The sequence below is a fragment of the Actinoplanes sp. NPDC019969 genome (genome assembly GCF_055562375.1).
Window position 1 is genome coordinate 1 of sequence record NZ_JBVHFK010000028.1, and the last position, 18,403, is coordinate 18,403.

The window sequence follows — 18,403 nt, forward strand, 5'->3', positions numbered from 1 at the left end:
CCCCTCTACCGTTTTTTTTGCGCGGGGGGGGGCGGGCCGGGGGGCGGGGGGGGGTTGTTAAGCGGTGGGTGTGTTTTGGGGCCGCTTGGCGCCCCCCAACTCCACACCCACGTCTTCAGCGCACGGCCCGGTTGCGCAGGCCGAGTTTATCCACGTCAACGGTCCGGCGCGCCCTATGTGATCGTCCAGATGCAACAGTGCTCAAGATCAAGGGATACTGCCGCCGGTGCCGCCCAGTCCGGGCCGGGCGGCACCGGCTGCTTTTCGGCAAAGGAGAAGAGTTGCGCACCATCCTCATCGCCGGGGCCGGTCAGGCCGGGCTTCAGCTGGCCCTGGGCCTGCACGCCGAAGGTTTCGACGTGACGGTGGTGTCGGCGCGCACGCCGGCCGAGCTGCGTGGCGGCGCGCCGCTGTCCACTCAGGTCATGTTCGAACCGGCGCTGGCCACCGAACGCCGGCACGGGCTGAACCTGTGGGAGCGGCAGGCGCCGCGGATCGACGGGCTGCACGTGAGCCTGTCGATGCCGCGGACCGCACCGGTGCTGGACGTGTACGGGCGCCTGGACGCCCCGGCCCGCTCGGTCGACCAGCGGCTGAAGATGGCCGGCTGGCTGGAGCTGGCCGAGCAGCGCGGCGTGACCGTCGAGTACCGGACCGTCGGCCCGGCCGACCTGGACGCTCTCGCGGAGGGGTTCGACCTGACCGTGGTCGCGGCCGGGCGCGGGGATCTGACGGGGCTGTTCGAGCGGGACGCCGCCCGGTCGCCGCTGACCGCGCCGGCCCGGTCTCTGGCGGTCGCGTACGTGCACGGTCTGCGGCCGGACCCGGAGCATCCGGCCGGGCACGTGGCCAACCACACGGTCGCCGGGGCGGGCGAGCTGTTCGTGATGCCGGCCCTGACGGAGGAGGGGCCGTGCGACATCCTGTTCTGGGAGGCGGTGCCGGGCGGCCCGCTGGATGTCGTCGACCCCGGCGACGTGCTCGGCAGCGCCCTGGCCCTGGTCAAGGAGTTCCTGCCGGCGGTGCGCGAGCGGGCCGGCGCGGTCGAGGCGGCCGGGGAGAGGGCGACCCTGGCCGGCCGGTTCACCCCGGTGGTGCGCCGGCCGGTGGGGCTGCTGCCGGGTGGCACGCCGGTGCTGGGGATCGGCGACGTGGTGATCCAGAACGATCCGGTCACCGGGCAGGGCGCCAACACCGCGGCGAAGGCCGCCGACCACTACCTGACGGCGATCCTGGCTCATCAGGGGCTGTTCGACGCGGCGTGGATGAACCGGGTGTTCGCGTCGTTCTGGCAGCTGCACGGGCAGCCGGTCACCGACTGGACGAACCTGATGCTGGGCCCGCCCCCGCAGCATGTGCAGCAGCTGCTCGGGGCCGCGGCCCAGCATCAGGTGGTGGCGGACCGGCTCGCCAACGGGTTCGCCGATCCGGCCGACTTCGGTGACTGGTTCCTGTCGGCGCAGAAGGCGGACGCGTACCTCGGCTCGCTCTAGAACCGGAACCGGGAGACCAGGGAGCGCAGCTCGCCGGTCACCTGCCCGAGCTCCTGGACCGCCTGCTCCGACTGGTTGACCAGGTCGGTGGTGTTGCGGGCCACGGAGGCGACGGTGCCGATGTTCGCGGCGATCTGGCCGGAGCCGCTGGCGGCCTCGGAGACGCTGCGGTTGATCTCGTTGGTGGTTGCGGTCTGTTCCTCCACCGCCGACGCGATCGTCGTCTGGTACGAGTTGATCTGCTCGATCACCTCGGCGACCTCGCTGATCGCGGCGACCGCCCCGGCGGTGTCGGCCTGGATGGTCTGGACGCGCCGGGCGATGTCCTCGGTGGCCCGGGCGGTCTCCTGGGCCAGGTCCTTGACCTCGCCGGCGACGACGGCGAAGCCCTTGCCCATCTCCCCGGCCCGGGCCGCCTCGATGGTGGCGTTGAGGGCGAGCAGGTTGGTCTGCTCGGCGATGCTGGTGATGGTCTTGACGACGTCGCCGATCTCGCGGCTGGACTCGCCGAGCCGCGACACGCTGGCCGTGGTGGTCTGCACCGCGGTGACGGCCCGGCCGGCGACGGTGGCGGCCTCGTTGGCGCTGGTGGCGATCTCGCGGATGGAGGCGCCCATCTCCTCGCTGCCGGCCGCGACGGTGTGCACGTTGCGGGACACCTCGTCGGCGGATGCGGCGACCACGTCGGCCTGCATGGAGGACTCCTTGGCGCCGTCGGCGAGCTGGGCCGACAGGCGGCCCATCTTGTCGCTGGCGGCGGCGAGGCTGTCGGTGCCGGCGGCGAGCCCGCCCATGGCGGAGCTGATCGATTCCAGGGCGGTGTTCATGGACCGGTTCATCCGGCCGACCTCGTCGTCGCCGGCCACGTGCAGGCGGCGGGTGAGGTCGCCGTCGGCGACGGCGGCGAGCACGTCGGCGGCCTGCCCGAGCGGGCGGGTGATGCTGCGGGTGACCCACCAGCCGATCGCCGCGGCGAACGCGACGGCGGCGGCGAGCAGCAGGTACATCAGCAGCCGGAAGTTGTGGCCGATGTCGCGGGCGGTGGCGGTCTCGGCCTGGTTCATCGACTCTTCGAGGTCGATGAACACGTTGATGACCTTGAGCCATTCCACGAACGCGGGTTTGGCCTGGTCGGTGAGGACGGTGACGGCCTGCCGGGTCTGGCCGGCCTCGCGCAGCCCGATGACCTGCTCGACGAGCGGGTTCGTCGCGGCCTGGACGTCGTTGATGCCGTCGAGGGCGTCCTTCTCGGCGTCGCTGACCAGGCTGGCGTCGGCGAAGATGGCGTTCATCTTCACTTCGGACTCGCGGTAGGCGGCGGCGAGCTTGTCGATCAGGGCCTTCTCGGCGGCGACGTCGCCCGGCGTGGTGGCGTGGACGAGGTCGCGCAGGGCGATGGCCCGGTCGTGCACGCTGCCCCGGTAGTTGATCGCGTATCGCTGTTTGACGGCGTTCTGGTCGTTGATGACGGTGAGCTTGTCGTTGATCCGGTTGACCTGGACGACACCCGTCACCACCAGCGCGACCATGGTGAGCACGACGACGAGGAAGCCCGCCCCGAGCCGGCGTCCGATGGTCAAGTTCTTCATGCCATTCCTGATCGGCAGCCTTCGGTCCGACATAAGACATATGCCGATGCTCTATGGTTAGTTGGTGGAGTAACGAACCAACGCAGTGAAGCCAGCAAGGAGCGGAGGCATGTTCGATGACCGCAGCCCGATCTACCGGCAGATCGCCGACCAGATCAAGGACGACGTGCTGCGCGGCGTCCTCGACACCGGCCAGCAGGTGATGTCGACCAATCAGTACGCCGCCCACTACCGCATCAACCCCGCCACCGCCGCCAAGGCGTTCCAGCAGCTCGTCGACGAAGGCGTGATCTACAAGCGCCGCGGTGTCGGCATGTTCGTGGCCGACGGCGCCCGCGCCCGGCTGCGGGACCAGCGGCGGGAGCGGTTCTTCACCGAGGTCGTCGGCCCGATGCTCGCCGAGGCGCACGCCCTGGGCATCCCGGTCGCCGACGTCGTGGCCCACCTCCAGCGGCACGACCCCCCGGGAGACGCCCGATGATCACCACGTCCGCGTTGCAGGTGCGGTACGGCGACGCCACCGCCCTGCACCCCCTCGACCTCGACCTGAGCCCCGGCCGCGTCTACGGCCTGCTGGGCCGCAACGGCGCCGGCAAGACGACCCTGCTGTCGGCGCTGGCCGGGTTCCGCAAGCCGACCGCCGGCACGGTGACCTTCGACGGCATGCCGGTGTTCGAGAACGTCGCGGCCACCACCCGGATCTGCCTGATCCGTGACGACGGTGGTCTCGGCGACCCGTCCGACAAGCTCACCGACATCCTCGACATGGCCGCGGTGTTGCGGCCCTCCTTCGACCGGGCGTACGCGACTGCCCTGCTCGACCGGTTCGCCCTGCCCCGCAGGTCCACCCTGAGCCGGCTGTCACGGGGCCAGCGGTCCGCGTTCGGCGTCACCGTCGGCCTGGCGTCGCGCGCGGAGCTGACCATGTTCGACGAGGCGCACCTGGGCATGGACGCCGCGGCCCGGCAGCTGTTCACCGACGAGCTCCTGGCCGACTATCTGGCGCATCCGCGCACGTTCGTGCTGTCCACCCACCTGATCGAGGAGCAGTCGCCGCTGTTCGAGCAGGTGCTTATCCTGCACGAGGGCCGGCTGCTGCTGCGCGAGGACCTCGACGACCTGCGCGCCCGCGGGGTGGCGGTGACCGGCCCGGCGCGTGTGGTCGACGACTTCACCTCCGGGCTGACCGTGCTGGCCGAGCGGCAGCTGGGCCCGACCAAGGAGGTGACCGTGTTCGGCGGCCTCGACGACGACCGCCGGCGGCTGGCCGGCCGGCACGGCCTGGAGCTGGGCCCGGTGGCCGTGCAGGACCTGTTCATCCATCTGACCGGAGGCCCGTCGTGAGCCGTCTGCCGATCGCCCGGTACCTGTTCTCCGCCCACACCGTCTTCCTGATCATGTTCCTGGGCGCGTTCTATCTGCTGGTGGCCGTGGTCGTCGCGGTCGCCGCGCTGTTCACCCCGATCACGCTGAGCGGTGTCGACGTGGCCGGGCAGGCGCTGCACTGGCTGGCGCTGGGGTACGGCTACAGCGCGTCGCGGGTGCTGACCACGATGATCGTGCACGGCCGGACCCGCCGGGAGTTCCTGCTGCAGCACCCGCTGTTCCAGGTGGTCACGAGCGCCGTGCTGGCCGTGCTGATCACCGGGGTGTACGCGGTCGAGGCGGTGGTCTACCGGGCCGCCGGCTGGACCCGCCTGTTGCAGGACCACCGGATCTTCGAGGCCGGCGACTACCCGCTGATCTTCGCGGCGTACTGGAGCATGCTGGCGGTGTGCCTGATGACCGGGGCGTTCCTCGGCGCGGCGATCCTGCGCTGGGAGGCCGCCGGTGGTCTGGCGTTGCTGCCGGCGGCGGCGATCGTGGTGTACGCGGGCGCCGCGAACGGCCTGTTCAGTCTCCCGTTCGCGCGGATCGGCCTGGGCGTGCCGGCGACGGCGCTGATGGTGGCCGCCGGGTGGGCGCTGCTGTGGCTGGCGGTCCGGGACGTGCCGGTGCGTACTAGAGTTCCGGCGTGATCCGTCGCCTGCTCGTCACCGGTGCCACCGGCTATCTGGGCCGCCGCGTCCTCGCGCGCGCGGCGGCGCAGGGCTTCGAGGCGGTCGGGGCGTCGCTGTCGGCGTCGCCGGTGCGCCTGGACATCCGCGATCCCGCCGACGTGCGCCGGGTGGTCGCCGAGGTCCGCCCGGACGCGATCGTGCACACCGCGGCGGGCCGGGATCGCCACGACTGGCCGGCCACCGCCGACGGGGCCGCGCATGTGGCCCTGGCGGCGGCCGGGATCCGCCTGGTGCACGTGTCCAGCGACGCGATCTTCTCCGGGACGCTGGGGGAGGAGTACGGCGAGGACGCCCTGCCGGAGCCGGTGTACGCGTACGGGGCCGCCAAGGCCGCCGCCGAGACCGCGGTCCGCGCGATCGCCCCGTCCGCCGCGATCGTGCGCACCTCCCTGATTCTGGGCGACGGGCACGGCGGTCACGAGCGGTTCACCCACGACCTGATCGCCGGCCGCGCGTCCGGGGCGATGTTCACCGACGAGATCCGTAAGCCGGTGCACGTCGACGACCTGGCCGACGCGCTGCTCGAGCTGGCCGCCGGCGACTACGCCGGGGTGCTGAACGTGGCCGGCGCCGACCCGATCAGCCGCTACGACCTGGGTGTGCTGGTGGCCCGCCGCGACGGCCTGGACCCGGCGGCGATCCCGGCGGCGCGGCTGGCCGATCTGGGCCTGGCCCGGCCGGCGGACCTGCGACTGGACATCACCCGGGCCGGCAAGCTGCTGTCGGTGCGGTTGCGGGGCGCGACGGAATTCGTTCGCCCGGCCGGGGCGTAGTCACGATACTGGCGCGATGAGCACCAGCCGCACGATCCGCGTCACCGTCCGCGGGTCCTTCGACAACCTGTCCGATGCCCAGAAGGCCGAGCTGACCGCCGCCGGGGACGCGCACGCCGACATCCTCGCCGTCGAGTACACGCCCGAGGGGCACCTGACCTACGACCTGGCGGCGCGCCCGTTCTTCACGTTCCGGTTCGGTGAGACGGTCGACGACGAGCGGGAGATCCCGAAGGTGACGGCGCGGGCCGAGGCGAAGGCGGCGGCGTGGATGACCGCGCGCGGGTACGGCTTCAAGCGCATCACCTCGCAGACGGTCGACATGTCGGAGATCCCCCTCGGCAAACGCGGCCGCAAACTCCAAGCCTGAACTGATCAGGTCAACCGTAGGTTGACGGCCGTCGTGTCGTCAACCTACGGTTGACGCTATGACGCAGCCTCCGGTCCGTCTCGACGACCTCATCCACGCCGTCACCCGTCAGCACCCCGACGACCCCCTCGACCGGCTCACCGGCGCCGTGGTGCTCAGCGACCGTCTCGGCGACCTCGCCGACCACCTGATCGGCCACTTCGTCGACCAGGCCCGCCGCTCCGGCGCCTCCTGGACCGACATCGGCCGCAGCATGGGCGTGAGCAAACAGGCCGCCCAGAAACGCTCGGTGCCCCGCGACCAGGGCTTCGAGCGCTACTCCGACGCCGCCCGCGCGGCGGTGGTCGCCTCGATGGCCCACACCGCCCGCTGGCGGCACCCCGAGATCAGCTGCGGGCACCTGCTGCTCGGCGTGCTCGACCAGGCCGGCGGCCTCGCCGTCACGGCGATCACCGCCCAGGGCCGCACCGTCGCCGAGATCCGCGACCAGGTCACCCTGCCGCCCGGGGACGCCGAGCCGGTGCCACTGATCCCGTTCGACACCCGTACCCGCAAGGTTCTGGAACTGACCTTCCGCGAGGCGCTGCGCCTGGGCCACGACAAGGTCGGCACCGGCCATCTGCTGCTGGCCCTGCTCACCGAGGGCGAACCCGTGCTCGACCTGGACCACGACGCCGTCCGCGAAGCGGTCGAGAAAGGCCCGCAGGAGCCGTGACCCGTACTTGAGAAGAAATTCGCGGTGCAACCAAGCAGCAACCGAGAGTGCCCACCGGTTGCACCCGTAGCCGCGAAAAGTTCCCCCTGCAAGCCGGTCAGCCGACACAGGGGGAACCGAAATGACCGCCACCGTCACGCCGAAGTCCGTCACCCGCGACCAGGAAGAGCTCATCCGCGACAACATGGCGCTGGTCGGTCACATGGTCCGCGAGATGCTGTTCAAGGTGCCGCCGCACGTGCACCGCGACGACCTCGCCTCCGCCGGGTACGCCGCCCTGGTCACCGCCGCGCAGGCCTTCGACGCCGAGCGGGGCATCCCGTTCGGCCGGTTCGCCGCCGTCCGGGTCCGCGGCGCCCTGCTCGACGAGCTGCGCAGCATGGACTGGGCCAGCCGCTCGGTGCGCGCCCGGGCCCGCCGCGCCGACGTCGCCCGCGAGGAGCTGACCCGCCAGCTGGGCCGCACCCCCACCGCCGACGAGCTGGCCGAACTGCTCGGCGTCGCCGTGAACGAGCTGTCCAGCGTCGACGACGACGTCCAGCGCGCCGCCGTGCTGTCGCTGCAGGGCTTCGCGTCCGGCGCCGCCGAGGACCTGGTCACCGAGGCGTCGATGAACCCCGAGGAGACCCTGCTGCACCGCGAGCGCCTCGGCTACCTGCACGACGCGGTCACCGTGCTGCCGGAGCGGCTGCGCTACGTCGTCGAGGCGTCGTTCCTGCAGGAACGCCCGCTGTCGGAGGTCGCCGCGTCGCTGGGCGTCACCGAGTCCCGGGTGTCGCAGCTGCGCACCGAGGCCCTGGCCCTGCTGCGCGACGGCCTGAACACCCACATGGAGCAGAAGAACGTCCCCGCAGCGCCCAAGGACGGCTGTGTCTCGCGCCGCCGGGCCGCGTACGCCGCGCAGATCGCCGCCCGCAGCACCATGGCCTCGCGGCTTTCGGTCACCGACGTGCACGGTCAGCGCCTGGCCGCGGCCGCCTGATTCTTGATGGTACGGGGATGCCCGCCCCCGCCGGGTCAGGGGCGCCGGCTCACGGCCGGCTCATGCCCCCGGGTTGCGGTCTCACCCGTAGGTAGACGTCTTCGAGACCGTCCTGGGCGTCCCACTGCTCGCCGATCTTGCGGAACCCGAACCCGGCGATCACCTTCTTCGACCCGATGTTGTCCGGCCGGATGCTGGCCCGTACCCCGGTGATCCGCGGATCCGCGTCCGCGCGTTCCAGCAGCGCCGCCAGGATCGCCTTGCCGTACCCGCGCAGCCGGTGCTCCGGCGCGACCGTGTACCCGACCTCGACCCGCCCTGCCTCGTCCGGCGGCCCGTGGAACCCGCCGTGCCCGACAATCACCCCTTCGGGTTCGGCGACGGCGGCCCGGGCGATCCAGTCGGCGGCCTCCGGGTCCCGGCGGATGTCGTCGAGCCGTACCTCCCACAGCCATCGCTCCTCCACCAGGAACGGGCTCAGCGGATGCCCCGCGGCGGCACTGGCGGCATCGAGGTCGCCGTCGACGAGCGCGGCCAGCACGGCGGGGGAGAGCTGGAGGAAGCGGATGGACGCCATGGCCGCATGATCACACACAGTGGTGATCCACAGCACCAATCAGTTGTGCACAACTAAATTGCGTACTACTGTTTTGGTCATGCGAGAGAGCACCGCCCTCGACCGGATGATCTGCTTCCAGCTCTACGCGGCCAGCCGGGCGATGACCGCGCTCTACCGCCCGCACCTCGACCCACACGGCCTCACCTACCCCCAATATCTCGTCCTGCGCGTCCTCTGGCACGACGGCCCCACCACGGTCCGTGACCTCGGCCGCACCCTGCGCCTGGACAGCGGCACCCTCAGCCCTCTGCTCAAACGCCTCGAAGCCCAGGGCCACATCACCCGCCGCCGCGGCGCCCACGACGAACGCACCGTCGAGGTCCACCCCACCGACACCGGACTACGCCTGCAGACCGACATCGGCGACCTCACCCAGGCCCTGGCCTGCGCCACCGGCCTCACCCCCGACGAACTCACCCAGCTGCACACCCTGCTCCACCGCGCCCGCACCGCCGGCCCCACCCCCTGACCGGCGCTCCGGCGCACCGCTGACCACTGCCCTCACCCGCCGCACCGCGCCCGCGGTGCCGGCAACCACTCCTACCCTCAGGGAGACATCGCATGAGCGCCCTCTACACCGCCTCCGCCACCGCGACCGGCGACGGCCGCAACGGCCACGTCCGCTCCAGCGACGGCGTCCTCGAATTCGACCTGGCCGTCCCGAAGGAGCTCGGCGGCGCCGGCGGCGCCCTCACCAACCCCGAGCAGCTGTTCGCCGCCGGGTACGCCGCCTGCTTCCACAGCGCCCTCAAGCGCGTCGCCAGCGCCCAGAAGATCACCCTGACCGACACCGCGATCACCGTCGACGTCGGCATCGGCCCGCTGCCCACCGGCGGCTTCGGCCTGACCGTCGCCATCGAGGCCGAACTCCCCGGCCTGGACGAGGCCACCGCCAAGTCCGTCCTGGACGCCGCCCACCAGCTGTGCCCGTACTCCAACGCCACCCGCGGCAACGTCGACGTCCAGCTCAACCTGGCCTGACCACCGCCCCCGAACGGCCCCACCCCGAACGGCACCGGCCCCACGCGGGTCGGTGCCGTTCGCGTTCCCGCCGACGCTCGTGTCCCCGCCGCCGTACCTGCCGGCTCTCACCTGCCGGCTCCCGCGGCCGCAAACCCCGGCTGGCGGCTCGGTCACGAGTCGCTACTGGGACTGGCGATACCACGATCGGCGAACGACCGCACCACCTGATCGAACACCGACACCGCCGGCTCCGGCCGCTCGGCGGCTTCCGCTGGTCATCTGGGCCCGGACAGCACTCCCGCTCCCACCCGTCCCTGACGATTCGAGCGGTGCTCCCGCGCAGGGCCGTAGGCTCCCGGCATGCCCGAGTACACCCGGCGCTCCGCCCGCGCGATCGTCCTGAACCGCGCCGACCGGGTCCTGCTGCTGCGCTCGGCACTCGACCCGCGAGATCTGACGGCGGGCTTCGGCTGGTTCACCCCGGGCGGCGGCGTCGAACCCGGTGAGGACCTCGCCACCACGGCCGCCCGGGAACTCGCCGAGGAGATCGGTCTCACCGTCACCCCGCACGCGCTGCGCTGGATCGCCTTCACCGCCGGGCCCGCCGACATCGACGGGGGCACCGGCTACTTCCGCGACGACTTCTTCCTGCTCCGCGTCGACCACCACGACGTCGACACCCGCGGCCAGACCGCCTGGGAACGCCGCCACTACGGCGGCCACCACTGGTGGCCCGTCCCGGACCTGCACGCCACCACCGAGATCGTCTACCCGGCCGGCCTCGCCGCCCTGCTCACCGACACGATCACCGGAACCCTGCCCGCAGGCCCGATCGAACTGCCCTGGAAACCCTGAACGGACGGCCCCACCGCCACGCCGGCGGGGCCGTCCGAGTCACACCGGCTCGGTCACCGCGGCGGGGGCGCTCGCGGCCGGAACGCTCGCACGGCGCCTGCCGATCACCGCGTCCAGCGACCACCGGCCCGCACCGAACGCGGCGACGGTCAGGAAGATCCACGCGTACAGGGCGGCGTTGACCCCACCGTTCTCGATCGGCAGCAACCCGTCCGGCTGGTGCACGACGAAATAGGCGTAGGCCATCGACCCGGACGCCAGAATCGCCGCGGGACGTGTCAGCAGCCCGATCATGACCAGGATGCCGCAGACGAGCTGGATCAACGCCGCGTACCAGCCGGGCCACAACCCGACGGGAACCGGCTCACCGCTGCCGCGGGCGCCACCGAACACGCCGAACAGGCTGGACAGCCCGTGACAGGCGAACAACAGGCCGACCACGACACGGAACAGCGACCAGGTGATCTGGGCGACACGAGGCGAGGACAATAGACGCTCCTTAGCCGAATCTGGACTACGGTCGCGTCGACGCTAGCGAGCAAATGCATCGAGACTTATCTATGACTCTAAATATTTCCTAAGAACCACCACCCCGCGACAGGACCGCGACCCGACCGCCTGACCGCGACAATCGACGCCACGCCACCACCAGCAACGTGACCACCAACACCGCCCCGAACACGTCCGACACCACCATCAGCCACGGCGCCGCCGCCTCATACGGCGGGGACAGGAACGCCCCGGCCGCCGCCAGCACCAGCCCGGCGCCCCAGACCGCCAGCACATGCGACTCCGACACCGCCCACCACACCGCCAGCACGACCACCAGCCCCAGCGCCACCACCCGCAGCCACAACCCGGCCCACCCGGAACCCGCGAACCACACCGCCAACTCCACCACCAGCACGAACCCACCCAGCCACCACGGACCGGGACCACGCCGCACACCACCCACCCGACCCCCGGGCCGCAACCACGGCCAGACCACCGCAGCCGTCACCAGCGACCCCACCGTCACCACGACGAACAGCCACTGGGCGGGGGAGAGGGGATAGGACGTATCCGACCAGATCAGCAGACTGCCCACCAGATAGAGCACCACCAGCAGACCCGCCGTACGCCCGGTCAACCACGCGGCATGCCGCCGCGACACCCCCGTGCACGCCTCGACCACCGCGATCGGCGCACACACACTGAGCCACACATGATTACGCACGAACTCGAACAACTGCTCGGCACTGAACCCGAACACCGGCACCAGCGTCCGCCCGGCCGCCTCGTTCCACGCGGCGAACTCCGTGCCGGCCAGCCCCGCCCGATCGAACAACGAATGATCCACCACACCGGCCTGCACCACACCGAACGCCGCCGCCAGCAGGATCATCACCGGCCAGCCACCACCCCGGCGCCGCGCCACCTCACGGATCAGCACCGCGACACTGCCGTACAACGGCCCGAGGAACAGCACCACCATCGGATAACCGTCGACGGTGAAGCCACCCCACACACACTCGGCGCACCACGTCGCCAGCAGCCACAACCCCAGCACTCGCATGCCGCAAAGCCTGCCCGCGCCGCACACCCGGCAACTAGCTACCTAAGTCGATGATCCCGGGCCACAGGTATCGAACCAAAGAATCAATCGTCGTCGTCCCCACCGTCGTCATCGTCCTCGTCGTCGCCGTCCCCGCCCGGGCACCCGGACAGCGTCAGCAGTGTCGCCGCGCCACTCGCGACCAGCAGAACCCGCCCGAACAGCGACCGCCGGCTGAAGGTCTCCTCGTTCATACCGCGGATTCTGGCAGACACCCGTCGTCACAGCTCACTCAAAACCCGATTTGTCCGATTGGCCTGTACGGCGGCCCGCTGCTGCTCCGCCGTCACCTCGATATACGACTGCGACGTCGCCAACGACGCATGCCCCAGCAACCGCATGATCTCCGACGCGTTCGCCCCGTCCTCCGCCAACCGCGTCGCGAACGTATGCCGCAACGCATGCAACTGCGCACCCCGCGGCACCCGATCACCGACCCCCGCACGCCGGTAACACGACCGCACCAGATACTGCAGACCACCCCGCCGCAACGGCTCACCACGCCGATCCACCAGCAGGGGAGCGGTCGACCCCACCCGCCCGAACCGCACCCGCCGGCTCTCCAGATAACGCCCCACCGCCGCATCCAGACCGTTCTCGATCGGCACCATCCGCGGCCGCCCACCCTTACCGGCCACCTCCACCCGCCGCTCACCGGGCCGCCCACCGATCGAACCCACCCGCAGCGCCAACATCTCCGACAACCGCAACCCCGCACACAACGCCAGCGCCAGCACCACCACATCCCGCTCCGGCCACGGGTCACGCTGCGTCTCATCCACCTTGCTCACCGCCCGCAACAACACCTCCGGCGTGTCCTCACCCCGCAACGGCTTCGGAATCAGCACCGACTGCCGCGGCTTGTCCACCCCCGACATCGGATTCCCCGGAAGCACCTGCTCAGTGACCAGAAACGTGAAGAACGCATTCCACGACGACCAGGCCCGCGACACCGACGCGGGGGAGCGGGACGCGGCGAACCGCGCGAACGCGGCCCGCAGCACGCGAGGGGAGAGGTCACTCACGGTGAGCGGCGCGGGATCCACCAGTTGCGCCACGAGGTGGAGGTCGCGCCGGTACGCCGACAGCGTGTGCACCGAAGGCTTCCGTGTGGCCCGCGCGGCCAGGAACTCGTCGATCAACTCAGAGATTGACGCATGCTGCATAAGGCATATTATGCAGCAATTATCACCGTTTGTGCTGCTCAACTTCGTGATCCATCAGTGGTGGTGATGCATTACGCCCGCTTGTATGACGACTTGTCCGTCTCGCCACGCCTTCCGCGAGCCGCGGGCGGGGCCCTGAGCCGGACAGGGGGGCAGGGCTGAACCGGATCCAAAGGCCGGCCGCCCTCGCGGGCGATCTTCGCGGGCGCACGGTGTCCACGACCCGCCCTTCGCACCGGGCCGTATTCAGCACAGGAGCGACTTCCACTCGCCTCCAGCGGCACTCGACGCCCTGGGATGGCTCGGCGGCTGTCAGACGCAGCCGGAAAAGTGTGTTGAAGCAGGGTGCTGGAGGCCGCGGGGAGACCCCTCCTCAAGCCAGGTTGACATAATATAGATTATCGACCCCGGAAATATGGGCGCGGGAAGGCGTTATCAAGGCCCTCGGGTGGGGCCGAGAGTTCCTTCTCGTCCCAGGCCGCCTGCCTCAGGTGAAAGACACGTGGTAAATCTGCCCTGTCCGGTACCTCAGGGGGTGTCACTTGTCGGCCGGCATCCCGAGTCCGCGCGGGACGCAGCATCTTGCCACCATGTGATCAGCGGTGGCGCGAAGAAGCCTCTCCCCTTCAGTGGCGCTCATGGCATCAGCCCTCGATTCGCGCTGGCGGCCACTTCCGGACAAATGTCCGATTGGTCCTGAACGAGGCCAGTGTGGCGCGGATCGTGTCGGCGGCGCCCCAGTCGTCGTCGAACTGGGCGAGGACGGCGAGGTGTTGCCGCAACTGGATGATCGGCATGCGGGTGGTCCAGTCGTCGTCGAGTCCGGTGAGTTCGGCGTAGACGGCGAAGAAGCGGCGGGATTCCGGTGGTGGCGCCGTGGTCCAGAGGTGGGCCAGGTCGACCTCGGCCCAGGTGTAGGACACGGCCGGGTCGATCAGTGCCGCTCGCCCGTCGGCGGTGGACAGAACGTTCTGGCTCCACAGGTCGCCGTGGGTGAGGCAGGCCGGCCGGTTCGGGAGCAGTTCGGGGAGCCGGTCGCAGAGTCGGTGCAGTGCGGCGCGGTCGGCGGGTTCGAGGGCGGTGTCGACGCGGGGTTCGGTGAGCCAGCGCAGGAGCCGGTGTTCGGCGTAGAACGTGTGGCCGTCGTCGGTCCATGTGTTGGTCTGGCGGCGGCGGCCGAGCCAGTTGTCGCGGTGCCATCCGTGGCGGGGGTGGATGGTGGTGGTGTGCAGGTGGGCGAGCGTGTGGGCGAACTGTTCCCAGAAGGCTTCGGTACGTGGCCGTGGTTCCAGGAGCGACAGGGCGAGTAGTTCGTGGTTGGCGGCGATGACGTGGGGTGTCGTCTGTCCCCCGAGTTCTCGTAGGGCGGTGAGTCCTTCGGCTTCGGTGGTGAAGGTGTCGTTGGCGGGTGTGTCGGGGAGGGTTTTGACGAAGATCGGTGGCGGGTTGTCGCGGGTGGCGATCCCTGCGATGGCGGCGAGTCCTCCGGTGACCGGTTCGACGGTGATGACGTCGTGGATTCCGGCGCGGGTCAGTCGTTGTGTCAGCAGTGTGGTGGGTTGCATCGTTGCCGGTCTCCCCCGGTCGTTGGTCCCGCTTCGATTCGCCGTGTCTTTCTAGCTTGGGGGCATGGCGGATGGGGTGGGTGAGCGGACTGCGGCGTTGCTGAGGCTGTCGTTGCGGTTGCGGGAGGCCGCGGTGGATGCGGGCCGTCCCGAGGTGGTGGCGAAGGTCGACGAGTTGTTGGGTGTGGCGGTGGTGGGGTGGCGGATCCTGACCGGGCTGGGGCTCTGAGTCCGCGTTCCAGGCCGTCTTCTACTTCCGCATCCCCGGCTATGCGGGTGAGGGCCGGGTCATCGCAGCGGATCCGCCGGCGTGCAGGTGATCAGGGAGTGCTGTTCGGATGCGGTGGCGGTCGTGGTCGAGGGTCGGCCAGTCGTGGCGGATCTCGTCGTCGGCCTCCGTGAGCCAGGTGTGGTCGCCGGTGGTGGCGTCCTGCAGGCTGGGGAGACCGGTGATGAGGGCGAGTCCGCTTCCCCCGGCGCAGCCGGCGTAGAGGACGGGTCTGGTCTCCCCTGTGCCGACGAGGAGGTATGCGCCTCCCCCGGCGTCTCCGGCGATCGGTTCGAAGGGTCCTTCGGTGTGCCGGGAGACGTCGAAGTCGAGGCGGGCGAGCAGGTCGGTGAGTCGTGGATGGTGTGGAGCAGTTCGCGGTCGGTTCGGGGTCGGCTCATGGTGTGGGCTACTCCCCTATGGCTTCGCGTTACTGGTCGGCGATAGATGGCGCTGATGATATTGGCTGGTGGTGGCGGGGTTTCTGGGGCAGGGTCGGCGGTGTGGTGACGGTGCGGAGGTTTCGGGGTTCGGACACCGGGGTGGTGTGGGGTCGGGCGGGCGCTGATGGGTGAGTTGGAGCGGTGTGCGGCGGATGCGGGCTTGAAGGCGGTGCACCTGGATACGGCGACCAATCAGCCGGATGCGATGGCGTTCTATCGGGGTCTGGGGTACCGCGAGGTGAGGCGGGAGCATCGGCCGGGGTGGTCGTGGACGCTGGTGTTCTACGTCAAGGCGTTGTCAGGTTGAGCAGGCCGGCCTGGGTGGGCTGGAAGCCGCTGGCGCGGTAGAAGTGGTCGAGGCGCAGCCATTGGCAGCCGGCGCGCGGGCGGCGTCGGTGGCGGCGGTGACCAGGCGCGTACCGATGCCGGTGTGTTGTCTGCCGGGGTGGAGGGTGGTGTCGAGGAGGAAGGCGTGGCTGCCGCCGTCCCAGCAGACTTGGATGAAGCCGATGAGGTGGGGGCCGTCGAAGGCGCCGATCCGGGTGAGGGCGTGGTGTTGGAGTTGGTGGGCCCAGGGGCGTACGTCGGTGGGGTCGTTGCCGAAGGCGGTGGCGCTGCGGGTGTGGATGCCGTTCTCGCTGATTCACGGGCATTCGGCGATCGTGAGTTACCGGGATCGGCGGTGGGTGTGTGAGGAGCGGTTCCGCAGCGGTCGTCGGTGGATTGGGGGGCGCGGCGGACGGTGACGCGGCTGGGTGGTGGCTGTTTCGTGGCGGTGGATCCGGAGCATGGCCGGTCGGGTGCGGAGGTGTGGGCGCCGCTGGTGTTGGAGGGTGCGGAGGTGCTGGTGTGACGGTGTTGCTGGAGCGGGCGGTGTGCGGGCCGGGTGGGTTCCGGGTGGTGCCGCCGGTGGTGGCGGTGCTGCTGGCTGACGTGGGTGCGCCGGCACGGTTGGGGGCGCATCTGCGGCTGGTGTACGACGTGGCGTGTGAGCTGGTCGGCTGGCTGGCGGCGGCGCATCCGGCGGTGGTGTTCGATCGGGAGGCGGTGGTGTTCGGGGCGGCGACCCATGATGTCGGCAAGGTGCGGCATCCGCAGGAGTTGTCGGGGCCGGGGTCGCTGCATGAGGCGGCGGGGCGGGCGTTGCTGGTGGAGCGGGGTGTGCCGGAGCGGCTGGCCCGGTTCGCGGGCACGCACGGGTCGTGGACGGCGCACGGGATCGGGGTGGACGATCTGCTGGTCAGCGTCGCGGACAAGGTGTGGAAGGCGAAGCGGGTGGAGGATCTGGAGACGTTGCTGGTCGAGCGGATCGCGCGGGCGTCACGGGTGGCGGTGTGGGAGGCGTTCGTGTCGTTGGACGACTGCCTGCAGGCTCTGGCGGCGGGTGCGGACGAGCGTCTCGCGTACCAGAATGCGTTTCCGGTCCGGTAGCAAGATCAAGCAGGATGGCCGGATGCGAATCGCGGTGATCTCTGATGTGCACGGCAATCTGCCGGCGCTCGATGCGGTGCTGGCGGCCATCGACGCCGAACGGGTGGATCTGACGGTCAACTGTGGTGACCTGTTGTCGGGGTATGTGCAGCCGGCGGCGACGGCGGACCGGTTGATGGGGTTGGGGTTGCCGACGGTGGCGGGCAATCATGAGCGGCAGTTGCTGACGTTCGGGCCGGAGCGGATCGGGATGGCCGATCGGGTCACCCTGGAAGCGTTGTCGGGTGAGCATCTGGCCTGGTTGCGGTCGCTGCCGGCGACGCTGTCCCCGGTGGCGGGGGTTCTTGCTTTTCACGGTACGCCCACCGATGACCTGCAGTACCTGTTGCACACGGTGACCGCTGCCGGGGCGCGGGAGGCGACCCTGGCGGAGGTGGTGGAGCGGCTCGGTGACGTGTCGGGGTACGGGTTGCTGCTGTGCGGGCACACGCATCTTTCCGGGTCGGTGCGGTTGCCGGGTGGGGCGCTGGTGGTGAATCCGGGCAGTGTGGGCTGGCCGGCGTACTCCGATGACGTGCCGTTTCCGCATCGGATGGAGGCGGGGTCGCCGCATGCGCGGTTCGCGGTGGCCGATGACGTGTCGGGGCGCTGGGAGGTGTCTTTTCACCGCGTGGCGTACGGGTGGGAGCGGGCGGCGGTGGCGGCCGAGGGGTTCGGGCGTGCGGATGTGGCGGCGGCGCTGCGGACGGGGCGGGTGGCGTGATGGCGGTGCGGTGGATCACCGGGTTCCTGGATTCTCCGGGGCGGGAGGTGGAGCCGTTCTGGGTGGCGGTGACGGGGTGGGAGTTGTCGGCGCGGCGCGACGGTGGCACGTTCGCGACGTTGCTGCCGGTGGACGGGGATGCGTGTCTGCGGGTGCAGGTGGTCGGGGACGGTCGGGCGCGTTCGCATCTGGATCTGCATGTCGACGAGGTTGCCGTCTCGGTGGCGCGGGCGGTGGAGCTGGGCGCGGTGGTGACGGCGGATCATGGGGATCTGGTGGTGCTGTCGTCTCCGGCCGGAATCTCGTTCTGTGTGGTGGGCTGGGACGGTGAGCAACGGCGGCCGGCGCCCCGGCGGTGGCCGGGTGGGCAGCACAGTGTCGTGGACCAGTTGTGCCTGGACGTTCCGGGCCCCGTACACGCGCAAGAAGTTGATTTTTGGGGTGGACTGACCGGGTGGGCGGTCCGGGCGACGGATCTGCCGGAGTTCTGCTGTCTGGAGCGGCCGGGCGGGATGGGTTTGCGGTTGTTGGTGCAGCGCACCGGTGGCGCGGTGGCGGGGGTGCATGTGGATTTCGCGTGTGACGACGTGGATGCGGAGGTGGCGCGGCATGTCGCGGTGGGGGCTTCGGTGGTACGGCGGGTGCCGGGTGACTGGACGACGTTGCGGGATCCGGTGGGCCGGGAGTATTGCGTGACGGGCCGTTCGCCACACCCGTCATGATCGTTTCGGTGTGGTGCGCGGTTCTTGTCGGT

General features: G+C 70.5%; 23 protein-coding genes and 1 pseudogene. 16 read left to right on the top strand and 8 right to left on the bottom strand.

From position 1 onward, the window contains the following. The first annotated feature begins 281 nt into the window (after positions 1-281). Positions 282-1,493, top strand: coding sequence for a styrene monooxygenase/indole monooxygenase family protein (locus ACZ3II_RS42595; protein WP_465526428.1), 1,212 nt, complete (start codon positions 282-284; stop codon positions 1,491-1,493). Here ACZ3II_RS42595 and ACZ3II_RS42600 read toward each other — a convergent pair. After that, positions 1,490-3,082, bottom strand: a complete 1,593-nt coding sequence (locus ACZ3II_RS42600; RefSeq protein WP_465526430.1) for a methyl-accepting chemotaxis protein — start codon at positions 3,080-3,082, stop codon at positions 1,490-1,492. The two genes, ACZ3II_RS42595 and ACZ3II_RS42600, sit on opposite strands and share 4 nt — an antisense overlap. 109 nt (positions 3,083-3,191) lie before the next feature. On the opposite strand from ACZ3II_RS42600, the gene ACZ3II_RS42605 reads away from it, so the two are divergent. The 7 genes from ACZ3II_RS42605 (at position 3,192) to ACZ3II_RS42635 (ending at position 7,982) form a co-directional block, all read left to right on the top strand. Next, positions 3,192-3,563: a GntR family transcriptional regulator gene (locus ACZ3II_RS42605; RefSeq protein ID WP_465526432.1), complete on the top strand. Its 372-nt coding sequence runs from the start codon at positions 3,192-3,194 to the stop codon at positions 3,561-3,563. Further along, positions 3,560-4,426 (top strand): ATP-binding cassette domain-containing protein, encoded by an 867-nt coding sequence (locus ACZ3II_RS42610; RefSeq protein ID WP_465526434.1) that lies wholly within the window; start codon positions 3,560-3,562, stop codon positions 4,424-4,426. The genes ACZ3II_RS42605 and ACZ3II_RS42610 overlap by 4 nt, the downstream gene beginning before the upstream one ends. Continuing rightward, positions 4,423-5,100 (top strand): hypothetical protein, encoded by a 678-nt coding sequence (locus ACZ3II_RS42615; protein WP_465526436.1) that lies wholly within the window; start codon positions 4,423-4,425, stop codon positions 5,098-5,100. Before ACZ3II_RS42610 ends, ACZ3II_RS42615 begins: the two co-directional genes overlap by 4 nt. Beyond that, positions 5,097-5,915: an SDR family oxidoreductase gene (locus ACZ3II_RS42620; protein WP_465526438.1), complete on the top strand. Its 819-nt coding sequence runs from the start codon at positions 5,097-5,099 to the stop codon at positions 5,913-5,915. Before ACZ3II_RS42615 ends, ACZ3II_RS42620 begins: the two co-directional genes overlap by 4 nt. Positions 5,916-5,931: 16 nt before the next feature. Continuing rightward, the gene (locus ACZ3II_RS42625; RefSeq protein WP_465526440.1) at positions 5,932-6,285 is read left to right on the top strand and encodes a DUF6204 family protein; all 354 of its coding nucleotides are present in this window, start codon (positions 5,932-5,934) and stop codon (positions 6,283-6,285) included. A gap of 58 nt (positions 6,286-6,343) precedes the next feature. Further along, positions 6,344-7,000, top strand: a complete 657-nt coding sequence (locus ACZ3II_RS42630; RefSeq protein WP_465526442.1) for a Clp protease N-terminal domain-containing protein — start codon at positions 6,344-6,346, stop codon at positions 6,998-7,000. Positions 7,001-7,121: 121 nt separating this feature from the next. Beyond that, entirely contained in the window at positions 7,122-7,982 is an 861-nt protein-coding gene (locus ACZ3II_RS42635) for a sigma-70 family RNA polymerase sigma factor (RefSeq protein ID WP_465526444.1), read from the top strand. 49 nt (positions 7,983-8,031) lie between these two features. On the opposite strand, the gene ACZ3II_RS42640 is transcribed toward ACZ3II_RS42635, so the two are convergent. Then, the gene (locus tag ACZ3II_RS42640) at positions 8,032-8,559 is read right to left on the bottom strand and encodes a GNAT family N-acetyltransferase (protein WP_465526446.1); all 528 of its coding nucleotides are present in this window, start codon (positions 8,557-8,559) and stop codon (positions 8,032-8,034) included. A 79-nt stretch (positions 8,560-8,638) separates the two neighbouring features. Between ACZ3II_RS42640 and ACZ3II_RS42645 the strand changes: the two genes are divergently transcribed. The 3 genes from ACZ3II_RS42645 (at position 8,639) to ACZ3II_RS42655 (ending at position 10,419) form a co-directional block, all read left to right on the top strand. Further along, the gene (locus ACZ3II_RS42645; protein WP_465526448.1) at positions 8,639-9,070 is read left to right on the top strand and encodes a MarR family winged helix-turn-helix transcriptional regulator; all 432 of its coding nucleotides are present in this window, start codon (positions 8,639-8,641) and stop codon (positions 9,068-9,070) included. 92 nt (positions 9,071-9,162) lie between these two features. Then, positions 9,163-9,582, top strand: a complete 420-nt coding sequence (locus tag ACZ3II_RS42650) for an organic hydroperoxide resistance protein (RefSeq protein WP_465526450.1) — start codon at positions 9,163-9,165, stop codon at positions 9,580-9,582. 342 nt (positions 9,583-9,924) lie between these two features. Next, a complete protein-coding gene (locus ACZ3II_RS42655) occupies positions 9,925-10,419 on the top strand; it encodes an NUDIX hydrolase (protein WP_465526452.1) in 495 nt (164 codons plus the stop codon). Between the two features lie 39 nt (positions 10,420-10,458). On the opposite strand, the gene ACZ3II_RS42660 is transcribed toward ACZ3II_RS42655, so the two are convergent. The 5 genes from ACZ3II_RS42660 to ACZ3II_RS42680 all read right to left on the bottom strand — a co-directional run bounded on the left by ACZ3II_RS42660 (position 10,459) and on the right by ACZ3II_RS42680 (position 14,744). Continuing rightward, positions 10,459-10,908 carry a DoxX family protein gene (locus ACZ3II_RS42660; RefSeq protein ID WP_465526454.1) on the bottom strand — a complete coding sequence of 150 codons (450 nt, stop codon included), beginning with the start codon at positions 10,906-10,908 and terminating at the stop codon, positions 10,459-10,461. A gap of 88 nt (positions 10,909-10,996) precedes the next feature. After that, positions 10,997-11,974 carry a hypothetical protein gene (locus ACZ3II_RS42665; RefSeq protein ID WP_465526456.1) on the bottom strand — a complete coding sequence of 326 codons (978 nt, stop codon included), beginning with the start codon at positions 11,972-11,974 and terminating at the stop codon, positions 10,997-10,999. Between the two features lie 83 nt (positions 11,975-12,057). After that, positions 12,058-12,207, bottom strand: a complete 150-nt coding sequence (locus ACZ3II_RS42670) for a hypothetical protein (protein WP_465526458.1) — start codon at positions 12,205-12,207, stop codon at positions 12,058-12,060. 27 nt (positions 12,208-12,234) lie between these two features. Beyond that, positions 12,235-13,179: a tyrosine-type recombinase/integrase gene (locus tag ACZ3II_RS42675; protein ID WP_465526460.1), complete on the bottom strand. Its 945-nt coding sequence runs from the start codon at positions 13,177-13,179 to the stop codon at positions 12,235-12,237. 644 nt (positions 13,180-13,823) lie between these two features. Further along, positions 13,824-14,744 (bottom strand): fructosamine kinase family protein, encoded by a 921-nt coding sequence (locus ACZ3II_RS42680; RefSeq protein WP_465526462.1) that lies wholly within the window; start codon positions 14,742-14,744, stop codon positions 13,824-13,826. A gap of 64 nt (positions 14,745-14,808) precedes the next feature. Here ACZ3II_RS42680 and ACZ3II_RS42685 point away from each other — a divergent pair, with 64 nt between their 5' ends. Beyond that, positions 14,809-14,973 carry a hypothetical protein gene (locus ACZ3II_RS42685; protein WP_465526464.1) on the top strand — a complete coding sequence of 55 codons (165 nt, stop codon included), beginning with the start codon at positions 14,809-14,811 and terminating at the stop codon, positions 14,971-14,973. Between the two features lie 600 nt (positions 14,974-15,573). After that, positions 15,574-15,762, top strand: a pseudogene (locus tag ACZ3II_RS42690) (GNAT family N-acetyltransferase); the annotation flags it as partial. Here the strand turns inward: ACZ3II_RS42690 and ACZ3II_RS42695 are convergent. After that, on the bottom strand, positions 15,754-16,098 hold the full coding sequence (locus ACZ3II_RS42695) for a GNAT family N-acetyltransferase (protein WP_465526537.1): 345 nt from the start codon (positions 16,096-16,098) through the stop codon (positions 15,754-15,756). The pseudogene ACZ3II_RS42690 and the gene ACZ3II_RS42695 overlap by 9 nt on opposite strands. A gap of 206 nt (positions 16,099-16,304) precedes the next feature. Here ACZ3II_RS42695 and ACZ3II_RS42700 point away from each other — a divergent pair, with 206 nt between their 5' ends. From ACZ3II_RS42700 to ACZ3II_RS42710, 3 genes are read left to right on the top strand one after another with little or no spacing between them, the layout of a single operon-like run. Next, complete coding sequence (locus ACZ3II_RS42700; protein ID WP_465526466.1) at positions 16,305-16,886, top strand: HD domain-containing protein; 582 nt, start codon at positions 16,305-16,307, stop codon at positions 16,884-16,886. Continuing rightward, positions 16,867-17,649 carry a metallophosphoesterase family protein gene (locus ACZ3II_RS42705; protein ID WP_465526468.1) on the top strand — a complete coding sequence of 261 codons (783 nt, stop codon included), beginning with the start codon at positions 16,867-16,869 and terminating at the stop codon, positions 17,647-17,649. The genes ACZ3II_RS42700 and ACZ3II_RS42705 overlap by 20 nt, the downstream gene beginning before the upstream one ends. Continuing rightward, positions 17,649-18,371, top strand: a complete 723-nt coding sequence (locus ACZ3II_RS42710) for a VOC family protein (RefSeq protein WP_465526470.1) — start codon at positions 17,649-17,651, stop codon at positions 18,369-18,371. The genes ACZ3II_RS42705 and ACZ3II_RS42710 overlap by 1 nt, the downstream gene beginning before the upstream one ends. Positions 18,372-18,403: the final 32 nt, after the last annotated feature.